The sequence below is a fragment of the Shewanella sp. genome, from assembly GCF_048265805.1.
Classification (GTDB): domain Bacteria; phylum Pseudomonadota; class Gammaproteobacteria; order Enterobacterales; family Shewanellaceae; genus Shewanella.
In genome coordinates this window covers 156439-173171 of the sequence record NZ_JBLXAT010000003.1, presented here as the reverse complement: position 1 = coordinate 173171, position 16733 = coordinate 156439, and the positions used below count along the sequence as shown (strand labels likewise).

General features: G+C 48.5%; 13 protein-coding genes. 6 read left to right on the top strand and 7 right to left on the bottom strand.

The window, feature by feature from the left end:
- Window positions 1-229: 229 nt before the first annotated feature.
- Genes cybH through hyaA form a run of 3 tightly spaced genes read right to left on the bottom strand, consistent with a single transcriptional unit; the run spans window position 230 to window position 3758 of the window.
- Window positions 230-904 carry a Ni/Fe-hydrogenase, b-type cytochrome subunit gene (cybH, locus tag ACN0TT_RS03190; RefSeq protein WP_417760696.1) on the bottom strand — a complete coding sequence of 225 codons (675 nt, stop codon included), beginning with the start codon at window positions 902-904 and terminating at the stop codon, window positions 230-232.
- A 10-nt stretch (window positions 905-914) separates the two neighbouring features.
- Entirely contained in the window at window positions 915-2618 is a 1704-nt protein-coding gene (locus ACN0TT_RS03185) for a nickel-dependent hydrogenase large subunit (protein ID WP_417760695.1), read from the bottom strand.
- A 3-nt stretch (window positions 2619-2621) separates the two neighbouring features.
- Window positions 2622-3758, bottom strand: coding sequence for a nickel-dependent hydrogenase small subunit (gene hyaA / locus ACN0TT_RS03180; protein ID WP_417760694.1), 1137 nt, complete (start codon window positions 3756-3758; stop codon window positions 2622-2624).
- A gap of 357 nt (window positions 3759-4115) precedes the next feature.
- Between hyaA and ACN0TT_RS03175 the strand changes: the two genes are divergently transcribed.
- Together ACN0TT_RS03175 and ACN0TT_RS03170 are read left to right on the top strand one after the other, a co-directional pair.
- On the top strand, window positions 4116-4775 hold the full coding sequence (locus ACN0TT_RS03175; protein WP_417760693.1) for a response regulator: 660 nt from the start codon (window positions 4116-4118) through the stop codon (window positions 4773-4775).
- 2 nt (window positions 4776-4777) lie between these two features.
- Window positions 4778-6178: an ATP-binding protein gene (locus ACN0TT_RS03170; protein WP_417760692.1), complete on the top strand. Its 1401-nt coding sequence runs from the start codon at window positions 4778-4780 to the stop codon at window positions 6176-6178.
- Here the strand turns inward: ACN0TT_RS03170 and nikR are convergent.
- Window positions 6175-6588, bottom strand: coding sequence for a nickel-responsive transcriptional regulator NikR (gene nikR / locus ACN0TT_RS03165; RefSeq protein ID WP_417760691.1), 414 nt, complete (start codon window positions 6586-6588; stop codon window positions 6175-6177). The two genes, ACN0TT_RS03170 and nikR, sit on opposite strands and share 4 nt — an antisense overlap.
- 118 nt (window positions 6589-6706) lie before the next feature.
- On the bottom strand, window positions 6707-8107 hold the full coding sequence (asnS, locus tag ACN0TT_RS03160; RefSeq protein WP_417760690.1) for an asparagine--tRNA ligase: 1401 nt from the start codon (window positions 8105-8107) through the stop codon (window positions 6707-6709).
- 191 nt (window positions 8108-8298) lie between these two features.
- On the opposite strand from asnS, the gene ACN0TT_RS03155 reads away from it, so the two are divergent.
- Window positions 8299-8634 (top strand): hypothetical protein, encoded by a 336-nt coding sequence (locus tag ACN0TT_RS03155; RefSeq protein ID WP_417760689.1) that lies wholly within the window; start codon window positions 8299-8301, stop codon window positions 8632-8634.
- On the opposite strand, the gene ACN0TT_RS03150 is transcribed toward ACN0TT_RS03155, so the two are convergent.
- Window positions 8626-9198: a CoA pyrophosphatase gene (locus ACN0TT_RS03150; protein ID WP_417760688.1), complete on the bottom strand. Its 573-nt coding sequence runs from the start codon at window positions 9196-9198 to the stop codon at window positions 8626-8628. The two genes, ACN0TT_RS03155 and ACN0TT_RS03150, sit on opposite strands and share 9 nt — an antisense overlap.
- Window positions 9199-9211: 13 nt before the next feature.
- A complete protein-coding gene (pabB, locus tag ACN0TT_RS03145) occupies window positions 9212-10651 on the bottom strand; it encodes an aminodeoxychorismate synthase component I (protein WP_417760687.1) in 1440 nt (479 codons plus the stop codon).
- A 231-nt stretch (window positions 10652-10882) separates the two neighbouring features.
- Here pabB and ACN0TT_RS03140 point away from each other — a divergent pair, with 231 nt between their 5' ends.
- From ACN0TT_RS03140 to ACN0TT_RS03130, 3 genes are all read left to right on the top strand, one after another.
- Window positions 10883-12397, top strand: a complete 1515-nt coding sequence (locus ACN0TT_RS03140) for a fumarate hydratase (protein ID WP_417760686.1) — start codon at window positions 10883-10885, stop codon at window positions 12395-12397.
- A 73-nt stretch (window positions 12398-12470) separates the two neighbouring features.
- A complete protein-coding gene (locus ACN0TT_RS03135) occupies window positions 12471-14531 on the top strand; it encodes a prolyl oligopeptidase family serine peptidase (RefSeq protein WP_417760685.1) in 2061 nt (686 codons plus the stop codon).
- Between the two features lie 535 nt (window positions 14532-15066).
- Complete coding sequence (locus ACN0TT_RS03130; RefSeq protein ID WP_417760684.1) at window positions 15067-16731, top strand: glucan biosynthesis protein G; 1665 nt, start codon at window positions 15067-15069, stop codon at window positions 16729-16731.
- Window positions 16732-16733 lie beyond the last annotated feature (2 nt).

Sequence of the window (16733 nt, the reverse complement as noted above, 5' to 3'; positions counted from 1 at the left end):
GATTACAGTGGATTAGAAGTCATTTTTACCGAAAATATGCATTAAATTATTAAGTAAATCCTTAATTGGTGTGTTTTTGTTCTAATATTTGCATTGGAAATAACAAAAGTTGGCGTGAAATTTGTCACTTTAACAGCGTTTTTCGGTTAGCGTGCTGTTTAATAAAGCGATAACTCCGCCGCAAAATAATGCGACGGAGTTCACGCATACTAACGATGTTACTGTGAGCTTAGTCCGAATGTTTCGGGTGGTAGTCATAACCCGACACAATTGCATCTACCGCGTTATGTTTAAAGCGAATGCCCATCCATACCGCCATATAAATATGGATCACCAGAAAGATGATAAATGCCCAAGTGACATAATGGTGCAGAATACGTATCCAAGCTAAGCCGCCAAACGCCTCTGTAACCCAAGCCGCCGGGGCCCAGAGTGCACCGCCCATACCTTGGTGATACACGTTGGCATATAAGGTCAAGCCGGTAATACACATGAACAAAGCCATTAACGTCACGGCGAGATAGGTGACATATTGCAGTGGGCCATATACGCCTTTGTGCTCTAAACCACCAATCCAAAAGTAGGACTTAAGCTGGATTATCCAGCTACGATAATTTTTCACGTCCTGAAAAGAACGCCGTTCAATATCGCTTTTGCTGAAAAAGTATAGATAGGCGCGTATTAATGTTACAGCGCACAAAATAAAACCGCAGATTAAGTGAGCGTAGCGGATCCAACCTTGCACTAACACATCGGTGCTATCTGCGCCTACGAGATAGGGCCAAGAGATATAGAAGCCAGTCGCGGTCAATATCACAATTGAAAGTGCCCGTAACCAGTGAAATATCCTAATGGCGGCACTAAACACTTTTACCCGTTCATATGCGGGAGTGGCTGTTGCCATAAGTTCCTCCTTAAGCGGCAGTTGGGCCGACACGGAATTCACCCAATGATTGACCTTGGTAATCCATCATATGTACTGAACAGGCCATGCATGGGTCGAATGAGTGGATGATTCGCAGCACCTCTAACGGCTTGGTCGGATCTTCAAGCTTTAATCCCAACAATGAGGCTTCATAGGGGCCGATGTTGCCATTAGCGTCCATCGGGCCCGCATTCCATGTGGTTGGCACCACCGCTTGATAGTTCTCAACTACACCATGCTTGATACGCACCCAATGACTCAGCATACCGCGGGGCGCTTCAATAAAGGCGTGACCGACGTACTCTTTATTCGGATCAATCTTGGGTTTGACGTAAAGCGTTTCATCGCTGGCAATATTGGTGATGAGTGCATCAAAAATAGCGTGGCATTCATCAGCCAATATCTCAGTTTCGATCATCCGCGCTGCGGTACGTCCTAAGGTAGTGTACAGCGCCTCCACTGGCAGGCCCGTTTCATTTAAGAAGCTATTGACTGCATTAACCACTTTTGGGTTACCGCGGGCATAGTTCACTAACAAGCAGGCCAGTGGACCGACTTCCATCGCTTCACCGTTATAGCGTGGTGATTTGACCCAGCTATATTTCTCGGCCTCATTAATCGCGGGCAGTTTGCCGTAGATGGTATCGCGTTCGACAAAACCGGTGTAGTTGGGAATGGTGGTGCCATCATACGGATGCTGAGGTTTGTCTGCAGTGTACCAAGAGTGGGTCACGTCTTCGGCAATCAAACTTGGGTCAACATCGGCCACTTTGGTTAAATCGCCATTGTGGATCACCCCTTGCTGATACAGATACTGACCATCGGCACCATAAAACTCGTTGGTGCAGATAAAGTTATGCACGTTGACGCCCCCCAGTACTGAAGCTTCACCGCTAAAAGCATCGGCAGCCATGCGAATGTCAGGATGGTAAGCACGTTTGATAAAATCGCGCACAATGGCGTGTTTAGCCTGCCACTCTTGCAGTCGTGCCGGGCTTAACATATCACGTACCGAGGTGACGCCACCGACAACCACTGATTGTGGATGCGGTTGTTTACCGCCAAAAATGGCCATCATTTCGGCCGCAATGCGCTGTACTTCAAGCCCTTTGAGATAGTGAGACAGGGCGATCAGGTTTTGTTCTGGTGAAAAACGGTAAGTCTTATTGCCCCAATAAGCGTTAGCAAATGGCCCCATCCGGCCTTTATCGACAAAACCTTGGACGCGTTTTTGTACGGCACGTAAATCACCTTCGCCTGCCGCCAGAGGTTCATCCGTGTATTGCAGGGCAATTTGCGCCGCTCTGGCGGGATCAGCACTCAGTGCCGACACCACATCAACCCAATCCAACGCATGCAGATGATAGAAGTGCACAATATGGTCGTGATAGTGCAGGGCGCTCATCATCAGTGAACGCAGATATTTGGCATTGAGTGGTATCTGCACCCCAAGCGCGTTCTCTACGGCTTCGGTACCACAACGATAGTGCGAATAAGTACAGACGCCACAGATGCGTTGCACCAGTAGTCCGACATCCATTGGTGTGCGACCTTTAAGAATGACCTCAATACCGCGCCAGAGCGTAGATGATGCCCACGCTTTTTGGATGACGTTTTGCTCGTCTACTTCCACTTCGATACGTAGATGACCCTCAATACGAGTAATTGGGTCGATAACAACACGTTGATTCATTGATTAATCCTCTTTGGAATGAGCAAACAAACTGGCCACCGCATGGGCGCCGATACCGATAACTGCTGCGCCTATAATTACCGCGCCAACGGTGTCAGCGCTGGCGTCTAAGCCATGCAGCAGCTGTCTTCCAAGAGGTTTTTCAAAATCGGCCATGTCATCCCAAAAGTTGGGTTCGGAGCAACCGATACAACCATGTCCCGCCAGCACGGGCCAACTTACGTGACCATTAAAGCGTTCTGTTGGACAGTTGTTGTAGGTATAAGGGCCTTTACAACCGACTTTGTAGAGGCAGTAGCCGTCTTTCGCATTGTTGTCACTAAACTCTTCGACAAATTCACCTGAGTCGAAGTGACCGCGACGTTCACAGTTATCATGCACCCGCGCGCCATATGCCCATTTAGGACGGTTAAACATGTCAAGTGCAGGTAGGCGACCAAACATGACAAAGTACATCAGTGTTCCGACGATATTTTTCTCGCTCGGCGGGCAACCACCAAGGTTGATCACGGTACGATCAATCACTTCATGTACCCCCTTAGCTCCGGTTGGATTTGGTGCAGCGGCTTGCACGCCACCAAAAGAGGAACAAGTGCCCACGGAGATGATCGCCGCCGCGCCAGCCGCTGCTTCTTTAACTAACGCTAACCCGGTTTTGCCTTTGCAGCCCACCGTCAGAAATGCACCGTTATTGGCGGTTGGTACCGCGCCCTCGACTGCCAACAAATAGTTGCCGTGAAATTTGCTCAACGCATGTTCAAGATTTTCCTCTGCTTGCCAACCTGCGGCCGCCATCAAGGTTTCGTGATATTCAAGCGAGATATGATCGAAAATCAGCGTATCGAGGTCGGGCGTATCGGCGCGAGTAAGTGACTCAGAGCACCCCGTACATTCGGCCATGTGCAGCCAAACCAGAGGCACGCGGTCAGCAAGTTCAGCGGCCTCTGCCACTAAGCTGCTAAAAGGAAGCGGAAGTGCCAACAGTGCAGTCACTGAGGCGCTCCATTGGAGAAATTCACGGCGAGTAACGCCGTGATCTAACATTTTATCTTTGAGTGATTCCTGCTGACGTGGAGGCAATTGCCTGAGGGCGTCCAGCCGTAGTCTGCCTTGCTCAAAGAGCGCTGCATGTGTATCCATGGATTAACCTTAATTTATTGATATTGCTCAATACGCACGTCGCGAAAGGCGTAGCGTCACACCGAAGCGGCAGGACCGCTTCAAACTCTAGGAAAGGTACAGTCATTCAAGAATGGCGAGCTCGGGAAAAGGTGAGATCGATCATGAATTAAGACGAATGGTGACAATCTAGGCAATGTAACTAATGAAATATTGATCCGGATCAACAATCATTAGAATTAGGTTAAAAATGCTGCGTTTTGAACCAATTATCAGACTGATGCTCAAACATCACAGAGATTATTGGTCACGCTATTAATGGTGCTACCGCCATGCAGTGTGATCTTCCTTTTTGTTCGTGAATAAGAAGCTCTTATTATGCGCATACTGTTGATTGAAGATAACGATTTACTCGCCCAAGGCCTGCGGCTTAGCCTTGAAAAGCTGGATATTCAGGTGGACCATGTGACCACCATCAAACAAGCGGAAGCCGCGGTGTTGAATGAAGCGCTAAGCGCCATCGTGTTGGACTTAGGGCTGCCAGATGGTAACGGTCGCAGTTTGCTGCAACAGTGGCGCCGACGTGGCATTGATATTCCTACCATAGTGCTGACGGCCAATACTGACTTTGATACTAAACTTGCCTGTCTTGATATTGGCGCGGACGACTACCTTGCTAAGCCGTTTGATGTGCGCGAGCTGGTGGCACGGGTTAAGGCCATTGTGCGTCGTCATCACGGCATGGCGGAAAACAAGCTGGAAGTTGGTTCGTTATCGATGGACTTAAACACCCACGATGTCTCTTTTCGTGGTGAAACCATTCAGCTATCAAGACGTGAATTTCAACTGTTGTTAGAGCTGGCGCAATCGGCTGGGCGGGTATTAACCCGCGGTCAACTTGAGCAGCTAACCTACGGCTGGGATGAAGTCGGTAGTAACTCCATCGAGGTGCATATTCATCACCTACGCAAGAAAACCACCACCGAGCTGATTAAAACCATTCGCGGTATCGGTTATACCTTGGCTGAGGTGGAGTAACTATGTCACTGCGTTTAACCATGATCGGCGTGATGCTGCTTGGCATCTCGCTGTCTATTGGTATCTCCACTTGGTTGAGTACCCACGACTCTGAGCAGCAGATTGAAGAGCTGTTTGATGCGCAGATGCTTCAAAGCGCCAAAATGATGGAAATGTTCTACGGTGCCCAACCGAAAGATCATCGCGAAAACTTGGTTGAGCATCCGTTATTACTTGAAATCACGCCAGCGAAGTATGAAACATTTCACCAAGATGCCAACGCCGAGTCTTTGGCCTATGAACAGAAGCTCGCCATTCAGATTTGGAATCCTAACGGGCAGTTGTTAGTGCGTTCAGCCAACAGCCTGCCATCACCAATGACCGAGTTTAAAGTAGGTTATCGTGAAATCACCATGGGTCATCGCCTATGGCACTTGTATACCTATTATTCGAAAGCGACTGATGTCTGGATTATTACTGGCCAACGTAATGATGTACGCCAAGAACTGGTTGATCAGATCATGGGCAATAGCGTTTTGGGACCAGCGATTATCTTTCCGCTGGTCGCACTGTTGATGATTTTCCTGTCATATTGGTTGTTTGAACCGGTACAAGAGCTAGCGCGCCGATTGCTACAGCGTTCTCCCGCCGACCTGACGCCCATTCATATGAAATTGCCGAGCGAGTTAGTGCCAGTACGTGATGCGATGAATGGTTACATTGAGCGTATCGGCGATGCGATGGTGCGTGAACGCAAATTTAGTGGTGATGCCGCCCACGAGTTAAAAACGCCACTAGCGATTATCAAGTTGCACCACCAAGGCCTTGAGCAGACGCAAGATCCCGCCGAATTGCAGCTGCACCATGCCGCTATCGATAAAGGCATTGTGCAGATCAGCCACACCATCGAGCAGTTATTACTGCTATCGCGGGTTGATTCGTTAGCAGGCTTAAACGTTGAGGCGGTGTCGCCGGAACAACTGATTAATGAAGTTTTGAACGATCTTCTGCCGATTATTGAACCTTATGACTGGCAGCTAGATTTTGCCGCAAATCTTAAAGCTAACGGCGATGGTTTCTATCTCAAGTTGGTGTTTAAAAATATTATTGAAAACGCCTGTAAATACTCGCAAGGCTTCAGCCCAATTAGTATTCGGACTTGGGCAGACACGAAAGAGCAGATGGCGGTGATTCAAGTGTTGGACTCAGGGCCAGGACTCAGTGAAGTAGATTGCCTGCAAATCAAAGAGCGCTTTTTCCGGGCGGCAGGGGAGAAAGTTTCAGGCTCAGGCTTAGGGTTATCTATTTGTGCGCAGATTGTTGAGTTGCACCATGGCCTGTTAGACATTCACCCTGGTAAACCACGTGGGCTGGATGTTCGAATATATCTGCCATTAGCACAACCCAAAAAATTAAATGCTTAAACTACACCGGCGCGGCTAAGGCGAGCAAGATTAACGCCTTTAAGCGCCGAAATCTGGTTCACCAGATGATTTACCTCTTTAGCTTGGCCTTTCAAAATAATCGTTTCCAAGCAGCGGTGGTGATCGATGTGCACATGGGTACTACACAGAATGTGCACTAAGTGATGGTGTTGTATCTCAATCAACTTTTCTGACAAACCTCGTTGATGATGATCGAAAATCAGCGTCAGTACACCCACCACATCTTCAACGCTGTCATTCCACTGTTTATCCACGATGCGGTCGCGGAACAGATCGCGAATATATTCAGAACGCGATTGATAACCACGAGAGGCGATATCAGTTTCAATCTCTTCAAATAGTGATTGGGGTAGGGAAACGGTAAACCGTTGAATTTCATCGTTTGCCACGGTAACTCTCCGCTAAATATGCACGATAGAACTTTACTGTGATAATAAAGGCGCGACTGTGAGACATATCGCGCCCTTATTAAAGTAAAAACGCGCACGAGGCGCGTTTTTGCGTAGCTTAGAAGTTCGCTGTACGCGGTGCCCGAGGGAACGGGATCACGTCACGAATGTTGCTCACGCCAGTCACATAAGACACCAGACGTTCGAAACCTAAACCGAAACCTGAATGCGGTACGGTACCATAACGGCGCAGGTCACGATACCACCAGTAATCTTCTGGGTTCAGATCCATCTCCGCCATACGAGCGTCCAGTACGTCCAAACGTTCTTCACGTTGTGAACCACCGATGATTTCACCAATGCCTGGGGCCAATACGTCCATTGCCGCCACGGTTTTACCGTCTTCGTTAAGACGCATGTAGAACGCTTTGATATCTTTTGGATAGTTTTTTACTACCACAGGGGCTTTGAAGTGCTCTTCTGCCAGATAACGTTCGTGCTCTGATTGCAGGTCAATACCCCATTCAACTGGGTATTCAAACGTCTTACCGCAGTTTTGCAGAATAGTCACTGCATCGGTGTAATCCACTTGTGCAAAATCGCTGCTGACGAAGTTTTCTAAGCGTTCAATAACGCCTTTGTCTACACGTTGTGCAAAGAACGCTAAGTCATCACGGCGTTCTGCCAATACTGCGTTGAAGCAGTACTTCAGCATCTTTTCTGCCAAACCTGCAACATCATCTAACTCGGCAAACGCTACTTCAGGTTCAACCATCCAGAACTCCGCCAAGTGACGGCTAGTGTTGGAGTTTTCTGCGCGGAAGGTAGGGCCAAAGGTGTAGATTTTTGACAAAGCACAGGCGTAAGTTTCGCCGTTCAACTGGCCAGATACGGTCAGGAAGGCTTCTTTACCGAAGAAGTCTTTGTCGTAATCCACTTTACCGTCAGCGGTGCGTGGCAGGTTTTCCATATCCAGTGTCGAAACACGGAACATTTCACCCGCGCCTTCACAGTCAGAAGCGGTGATCAACGGCGTTGATACCCAGATAAAACCGTTTTCGTGGTAAAAGCGGTGAATTGCTTGAGATAGACAGTTACGCACACGCATAACTGCCCCCATGATATTGGTACGTGGACGCAAGTGCGCCAATTCACGCAAGTGCTCAACGCTGTGGCGTTTTGCTGCCATTGGGTAAGTATCAGGATCTTCTACCCAACCAGTAACTTCAACCTTAGTAACTTGCAGTTCAAAGTCTTGGCCAGCACCTGGGCTTTCAACAACTTCACCCGTCACAACTACGGAGCAACCAGCCGTTAAGTGCAGCACTTCGTCATTGTAATTTGGCAAGCTGTTAGGCACTACGCCCTGGATTGGATCGAAACAAGAACCATCATAAACCGCGAGGAATGAGATCCCAGCTTTTGAATCACGGCGTGTACGAACCCAGCCACGTACTGTGACTTCGCTACCTACCGGATGCTCACCTTTAAATACAGATGCGACAGATGCAACACTCATTATTGCTTTGAACTCCACTGAAATAAAACACTGCCTGTTCTTGGTGTTACTGGCATAAACGCGCGACAACACCTATTTTGATCACACAGCAAAAAAATTTGGAGGTTCATATTACCTTGCTGGTGGCTTTTCTCAAGCTGAAAAAGGTATTCTTCATGTTGATCAAGGATTTTATGTGGTAGGAGTCTTAAATGAACAAGTTGCGCGTGTTGCAATTGTTGTTGGCCGCCTTGTCAATTGTTGGCTGGGGGCTAGCTGTATACGCGCTGCTGATATTTGACGAGGCTCGCCCAGACAGACAAGTGGGCTACTTTCTCAGCCGTGGCGTGCAGGTGAGGTTGCGCTGGGAGCCAGTAGCAACGGCTCATCTGGAACAGATCATCTGGAGCTGCGCGGTGATTAGTTTGCTGAGTTTGTTGGTGAACTGGTACTGCGCCAGTCATAGCCGCATGGGCTACTGGTTTAATATCCCATTACTATTATTGATTTCGATCACTTCTGGTCTGTATCTACGTTTCTTAATCTAATTGACGGCAGAAAGTATCAATGATGGCTGCCGTTGCGCCCCAAATCAACCGCTGTTGGTAGGGAATAAAGGTGATCGGCGTTGGGTGCTGCCGACGCGAAAACCATAAGGTTTTACGATGTTGAGGCGCCAGTAGAAAAGCCAGCGGGACACTAAAACTGTCGGCCACCTCATTAGCATCTAATATCGGCGTAAACGCTTCATGTACCAACCCCACCACAGGCGTGATACTAAACCCAGTTAAGGTGTGGTGTTCCGGCAAGCAGCCGAGCACTTCCACCTGTTGCGGTGCTAACGCCACTTCTTCCCATGCTTCCCGCAGCGCAGTAGCGATAATGTTATTGTCTTGTGGCTCCGGTTTACCACCAGGAAACGCTATCTGCCCTGGATGCGCCTTGAGGTGCGTGGGGCGCTCGGTCAGTAACAACTCCACGCCACGTTCGGTTTGATAAAAGGCTAATAATACGGCCGCTGAGCGCAATCTAATGCCTTCGGTTGCCACTCGGCGCGGCTGCGGAGTCGCACTTAAGGCAAAACGGGTACGCAGTTGCGCCAGATTTTCCATGGGGCTAATTATCCTAATTTGCGGTTGGCGGCGATAAGATTGGCAGAATCTTACTGACTTTATCAAACGTTTCTTGATATTCCGCCTCGCCTTCGGAATCAGCGACAATCCCCCCCCCAGCCCAGCAATATAGTTGACCTTGCTGGCCGAGCAAGGTGCGGATCGTAATGCTGCTATCCATGCTGCCATCTTGACTGATATAGCCAATAGAGCCGCAATAGATGCTGCGCCGTGATGGTTCTAGTTCGTCAATAATTTCCATGGCGCGGATCTTTGGTGCTCCAGTAATCGAGCCTCCGGGAAACGCAGCACGTAACAAATCACTTGCGTGTAAGTTGGCTGGCAGTTGGGCGGTCACGGTACTCACCAGATGGTGTACCGCTGGAAAACTCTCAATGGCGAACAGTGCCGGCACGCTGACACTGCCAGCAGCCGCGACTTTGCCAATATCGTTGCGTAGTAGATCAACGATCATTAAGTTCTCGGCGCGGTTTTTCTCCGATTGCTGCAGTTCGTCTGCTAATTGCGCATCTTGTGTCGAATCTGCTGAACGAGGGGCGGTGCCTTTAATTGGTTTGGTTTCAATCTCGCCGCGTTCACTGAGTTTTAAAAAACGCTCTGGTGAAATCGACAGCACGCTTAAACCATCCCATTGGAAAAACGCGGAGAACGGAGCCGCATTGCTTGCCCGCAACAGTTGATACGCCAGCCATTCATCGCCTTGGTAAGCGGCATTAAACCGTTGCGTTAGGTTGATTTGGTAACAGTCACCGCTGTGCAAATAGTCCTGAATTTGCGCAAACTTGGCTAAATATTGCGCTTTAGTGAGCTGAGTTTGCCAAGCGGAAGTTAGGCGGAAATCGGCGAATTGTGGCGCTGCATTATCAATAAGGCGCTGCAACCGAGCGGCGAGGGCAGATAGATCCATCTCGGCGTTACCGCTCACTAATTGCCATTGTTGCCCAACAGGTTGTTGGCTATCCCGTATTAAAGCCCATGCATAGATGCCTGCCGCCAAAGCTGGAAAGGCTAAGTCGTCGATTGCATGGCTGGGTAACTGTTCGTAGTGTCGGCCGAGGTCATAACTCATCGCCATAATGGCGCCGCCACTGAACGGCAGTGTGCTTGCCAGCGGCTGCGGAAAGTAATGGGTGAGTTGTTCATGGACAACTGCAAGTGGTTCTTGCGTCGTTTCAGTTTGATGGGTGAGCTTGCCAGCTGTATCAAAATGCTGCACTTGGCATAGTTCGATACCGTCTTTAGTCGTAGTTGACACCTTGGCTAGCGGTTCAGCAGCGATGATATCGAAGCGTGCATCGGCATGATTGGCATCGGCTGAATCGAGTAACACAGCGTATGATAATTGACGTAACGCACTGAAAACACGGACAGTGCTGAGTTGCCAAGGCAGAAATAAATGATGACTATTTGTCGAAACTGAGATGTCGGACATCCTTTTTACAACCTAAAATGTGATGTAGCCCAAACTGTGGTGAGAGGTTATTATAACCGCCAACCTATACCAAGAACCAATCTGCCTTTGGTAACTTCGCGTTATTTAACGTGTTTACTGCCAGTTTTTCGTGCAATGGCAGCTATCTTCATCCCTGCTTAATCTGTTGCTGGGGAACAAGGTTAAGCAGCACCATGAAGGCGAAGGGCAGCGATGCTATGGAGCGCAAACATGTCTGTTATTAAGCAAGCCGACTTCATCGACAGTATTGCCGATGCACTGCAATATATCTCGTATTACCACCCGAAAGATTTCATCGATGCTATGGCGGAAGCCTACGAGCGCGAACAAAATCCCGCCGCTAAAGATGCGATTGCCCAGATCTTAATTAACTCGCGTATGTCGGCAGAAGGTCACCGTCCGTTGTGCCAAGACACGGGCATTGTCACCTGCTTTGTCTACGTGGGTATGGGCGTACAGTGGGATAAAACCGATATGACCATCCAACAGATGGTGGATGAGGGAACTCGTCGCGCGTATACCAATAGCGATAACACCTTACGTGCATCAATCGTTGCCGATCCTGCGGGTAGCCGTAAAAACACCCGTGATAACGCCCCCGCAGTGGTGCATATTGTGTCGGTAGCTGGCGATCATATTGAAGTTGCGATTGCGGCCAAAGGCGGTGGTTCTGAAAATAAATCCAAAATGGTGATGCTCAATCCATCGGACGATGTCGCTGCATGGGTGGAGAAAACGCTGCCAACGATGGGCGCGGGTTGGTGTCCTCCGGGCATGCTTGGTATCGGCATTGGTGGTACGGCTGAAAAGGCGGCGGTAATGGCTAAAGAAGCTTTGATGGAAAGTGTAGATATTCACGCTCTGCAAGCTAAAGGCGCGGAAACCACTGAAGAAAAACTGCGTTTAGAAATCTTCGAGCGTGCCAATAACTTAGGTATCGGTGCACAAGGTCTTGGCGGTTTAACTACGGTGCTGGACGTTAAAATTAAAACCGCGCCGACACATGCTGCGTCAAAACCGGTGGTGATGATCCCTAACTGCGCGGCCACCCGCCACGTACATTTCCATTTAGATGGTAGCGGTCCAGCAGAACTGCCTGTGCCATCGCTCGCCGACTGGCCTGAGATCACCCGTGAAGCGGGTGAGAATACTCGTCGCGTGAATCTTGATACCGTTACCCAAGCTGACATTGAAAGTTGGCAAAGCGGTGACACGTTACTGTTGTCTGGCAAAATGCTGACAGGGCGTGATGCGGCGCATAAACGTATTCAAAGCTTATTAGAAAGTGGCGAAGGGCTGCCGAAAGGCGTCGATTTTAAAGGTAAGTTTATTTACTACGTGGGACCGGTTGATCCGGTTGGTACTGAAGTCGTTGGCCCAGCAGGCCCAACCACCAGTACCCGTATGGATAAGTTTACCGAGATGATGCTGTCACAAACCGGGCTGATGGGCATGATCGGTAAGGCCGAACGTGGCCCAGCCACTGTTGAGTCAATCAAAAACCACAAAGCGGTGTATTTAATGGCGGTTGGTGGTGCAGCCTATCTGGTATCAAAAGCGATTAAGAAAGCCCGCGTGATCGCCTTCGAAGATCTTGGTATGGAAGCGATTTATGAATTTGATGTCGAGGACATGCCTGTTACTGTAGCGGTTGACTCCAACGGGGTTAACGCTCACGATATTGGTCCGGCTGTTTGGAAAGTGAAGATCCAAGAGGCCAAGTAATAGAGCTTCCTCGAAGGGGCCGCAATGGCCCCTTTTTATTGACTTAAATTAAACTCCTTAAGAAGAGCAATAAATGAAAATCAACAAACTTGGTGTAGCGCTTTTAGCGGCAGGTGTTTCGCTCGCAGCCAGCGCTGCAGATAAAACACCTTTCACTGTGCAAGATCTGGTTAAGCTTAATAAACTGCACTCTGTTGCAGTGTCGCATGACGGCAGTAAATTGATTTATGGTTTGAAAACCGTAGACGATACAGGCAAGGGCGATTCCGATCTTTACCTACTCGATTTAACTCATAAAGATGCTAAACCCTACCGCCTGACCAGTGCCGCAGGTACTGAGCATGACGTGGCGTTTAGCAGTGATGACAACAGCATCTATTTTGTGGCTGCACGTAATGGCAGTAGCCAACTTTATCAACTGCCACTGAACGGTGGTGAAGCGCGTCAGGTATCTGACTTACCGCTAGATATTGAAGGTTACAAACTGTCTAACGATGGTAAGCGTGTCGTCATGAGCATTCGCGTATTTCCTGAATGCCCAACATTGCAGTGCTCGGCGGATAAGTTCAAAGCGGAATCAGAACGTAAATCGACGGGCCGTGAATACAGCCAATTGATGGTTCGTCACTGGGATACATGGTTTGACCATGCGCGTAGCCATTTGATTGTGGCGCCAATTGTTGATGGTAAGTTGGGTGACACTGTCGATGTGACCCAAGGCCGCGATACTGAAACGCCGCCAAAACCTTTTGCTGGTATGGAAGAAGTGACATTCTCCACCGACAGCAACTACGTAATTTATAGTGCGAAAGCGCCATCAAAAGATCAAGCGTGGACCACGAACTACGATTTGTGGCAAGTGCCTGCAACCGGTGGTGAAACTATCAATCTGACTGAAGATAACCTCGCGTGGGATTCTCAAGCGGTATTTTCAGATGATGGCCGCTACATGGCGTATCTGGCGATGAAACGCCCGGGCTTTGAAGCTGACCGTTTCGGCATCATGTTGCGTGATACGGTTACTGGCCAAACCAAAGAAGTGGCACCGTTGTGGGATCGCAGCCCATCGTCGTTGAGCTTTGGTAAAGATAACAACACCTTGTACGTGACTGCTCAAGATGTTGGACAAGTATCCGTGTTTGCCATCAACACCCAATTTGGCGACGTACGCCCACTATATAACGATGGTAGCAACAGCCTCATCGGCATGGCGGGTGACCGTTTGATTATCCGTCACTCATCATTGGTTGAGCCGGGCGATCTGTGGTCGATGAATATGGATGGTCAAGACTTACAACGTCTGACCAATGTAAACCGCGCCAAATTGGACAAGATCAAGTTTGGTGATTTTGGCCAATTCAGCTTTAAAGGTTGGAACAACGAAGAAGTGTACGGTTACTGGTTGAAACCCGCTAACTTTGAAGAAGGCAAGAAATATCCCGTAGCCTTCCTTGTACACGGCGGCCCACAAGGCTCTTTTGGCAACAGCTTTAGTTCGCGTTGGAACCCAGAGTTATGGGCCGGTGCCGGTTATGCGGTAGTCATGGTCGATTTCCACGGTTCAACGGGTTATGGTCAAGCCTTTACTGATTCAATCTCTAAAGATTGGGGCGGTAAACCGTTAGAAGATCTGCAAAAAGGTCTGGCGGCGGCAGCCAAGCAACAGGACTGGATTGATGCTAATAATGCCTGTGCGTTGGGTGGTTCATACGGCGGTTACATGATGAACTGGATCCAAGGCAACTGGAGCGACGGCTTCAAGTGCTTGGTTGACCACGCAGGCTTGTTTGACATGCGCTCTATGTACCACGTGACTGAAGAGTTATGGTTTCCTGAACACGAGTTTGGCGGCACTTATGAGCAGTCAAAAGAACTGTATGAGAAGTTTAACCCAGCCAACTACGTGCAAAACTGGAAGATGCCAATGCTAGTCATCCACGGTGAGAAAGATTTCCGTGTGCCTTACGATCAAGGCTTAGCGGCGTTCTCATACATGCAACGTAATGATATTCCATCCGAGTTGTTGATTTTCCCTGATGAAAATCACTGGATTTTGAATCCTCACAACCTTGAGCAGTGGTATGCCAATGTGTTGTCTTGGATGGATCGTTGGACAGGTAAAACTGTGCAATAACATCTTCTAAGGTGTCGATAAATCTCATATATACTTATATGTAGATGCGGCATCATCTCGCTAAAGCCGATGGAAACATCGGCTTTTTTGTCGCTTAATTACACAGTTACGTTCATGATGTGGCTGTTATGTCAATTTATGTCAGGCCATTAACCTGTGGTTAAGCTAAAACTCCCTAAATTGAATAGCACGCCAGACGAAATTTTGAAAAGAACTGTTTGTTAAATAAAAATAAAATATGTAATCAGTGTTACTCGCTAGATCGGATTATATGCCCGTTTGTTTATGTAATTGGTCACAAGCGGCAAAGAAGGTATCGCTAATCTGTTCGCTTTGCGATAGTCCCAGCGAAAATGCGACAACCGCTCATTATTTAGCTGATTAGTATGCTTACTAACGCTTTATTTACATTGGATTTAGTAGTAGCTTATTAGCGTATTTTATTTCCTTTCTCTTTTTGAAAGTCCCACCACTTTTGGGGCAAAAATTGTCTGCTAATTCAGAGCTTCCATCTTGTATAAAAGGTTCGTCATCGATGCTAAATAGAATCGGAAAAATAAACGTCTTGGCCCTTGTGGTCTCCATTGGACTGTCAAGTACCGCTTTTGCTAGCGTTAATCCTACAACGCCATTGATCCAAGAAGGAAAAGTCGAGTCCGTTTTGGCGCCTAAATCAGCGGCGATGGAAAAAGACAAACCAGCAGACAATGCGATTAAAGCGCAATTTGCTAAGAGTGGTATCTTTAGCTCTGACACCGTAAAACGGTTAGCTAAATCTTTATCTGAAAAGCCATATCAAGCGCCGGAAGAAAACCTGCCAGCGCCGCTGAACAATATGACTTACGAGCAATATCGCGATATCCATTTCCGCCCAGATGAGGCGATCTGGAAAGGCACTAAACTGCCTTATCAGATGCAGATGTTTCACCGTGGCTTTTACTACAAAAGCAAAGTGGAGTTGGCGCTGGTAAACGGTAACTTAGCTACACATTTAGCCTACAACCCAGAATACTTTAATGCGGGTAGTGTGTTTAACCAGCCGTTGCCAAAAGGTGATATTGGTTACAGCGGTTTCCGCTTGCACTATCCAATCAAACGTCCTGATTACTTCGACGAGCTGTTGGTGTTTCAGGGGGCTACCTATTTTCGCGCATTAGGTAAAAACAATACTTACGGCATTTCAGCCCGAGGCTTAGCCTTGAAAACCGCTGACGCTGAAGGCGAAGAGTTTCCGGTATTTAAAGCATTCTGGATTGAAGAGCCGCAAGCGGACTCTAACTTGATGGTGATCTACGCCTTGTTAGACAGCCCAAGCGTGACTGGTGCTTATCGGTTCTCAGTTCGTCCAGGGGATAACACCCAAATGGACGTTGAAGCGGTGTTGTACCCGCGCGTTGACCTAGCAAAAGTTGGGTTGGCTCCGGGAACCAGTATGTACCTGCATTCATTGAACGGCCGTCAGAACACTGACGACTACCGTCCAGAAGTGCATGATTCTGATGGTTTGCTGATGCTAAACGGCCGCAGTGAACGCCTGTGGCGTCCATTGGCTAACCCACGTAACCTGCAAATTTCCGCGTTTATGGACAACGCTCCGCAAGGGTTTGGTCTAATCCAACGCCAGCGTAACTACAATGCTTATCAAGATATTAATGCGCAGTACGAAAAACGTCCGAGCTTGTGGGTCGAGCCACTAGGCAACTGGGGCCAAGGTTCTGTGGTATTAACTGAGATACCAACTGATGCAGAGATCCATGACAACATCGTCATGTTCTGGCGTCCAAAGGATACCTTGAAAGCCGGCGGTGAATACCGTTTTGCCTATCGCTTAGTCTGGGGTGAAGAACCTTCTGTTAAAGCGGGTAACGTGACCGTTGAACGCACCGCTAGCGGCCGCGCCGATGTGGCGAAGCCAACACCAAAACGTCTATTTGTAATTGACTATTCGTTGAATGGTGCACCGCGTCCAGCAACTATGCCGACTGCCAAAGTCGAAGCCTCAAACGGTGCGATCAGTAACGTACAGGTACAAGAGAATCGCCACAATGGTGGTTATCGGTTGACCTTCCAATTTGATCCAGCCGATGCGACGGTATCAGAGTTGCGCGCCGAACTGCAATTTGCTCAGCCAGCGGTTGAGCCAGTTGATACGCAAGGGATCGGCAAGGTTGAAACTTGGTTGTACCGTTGGTCTAAATAGCA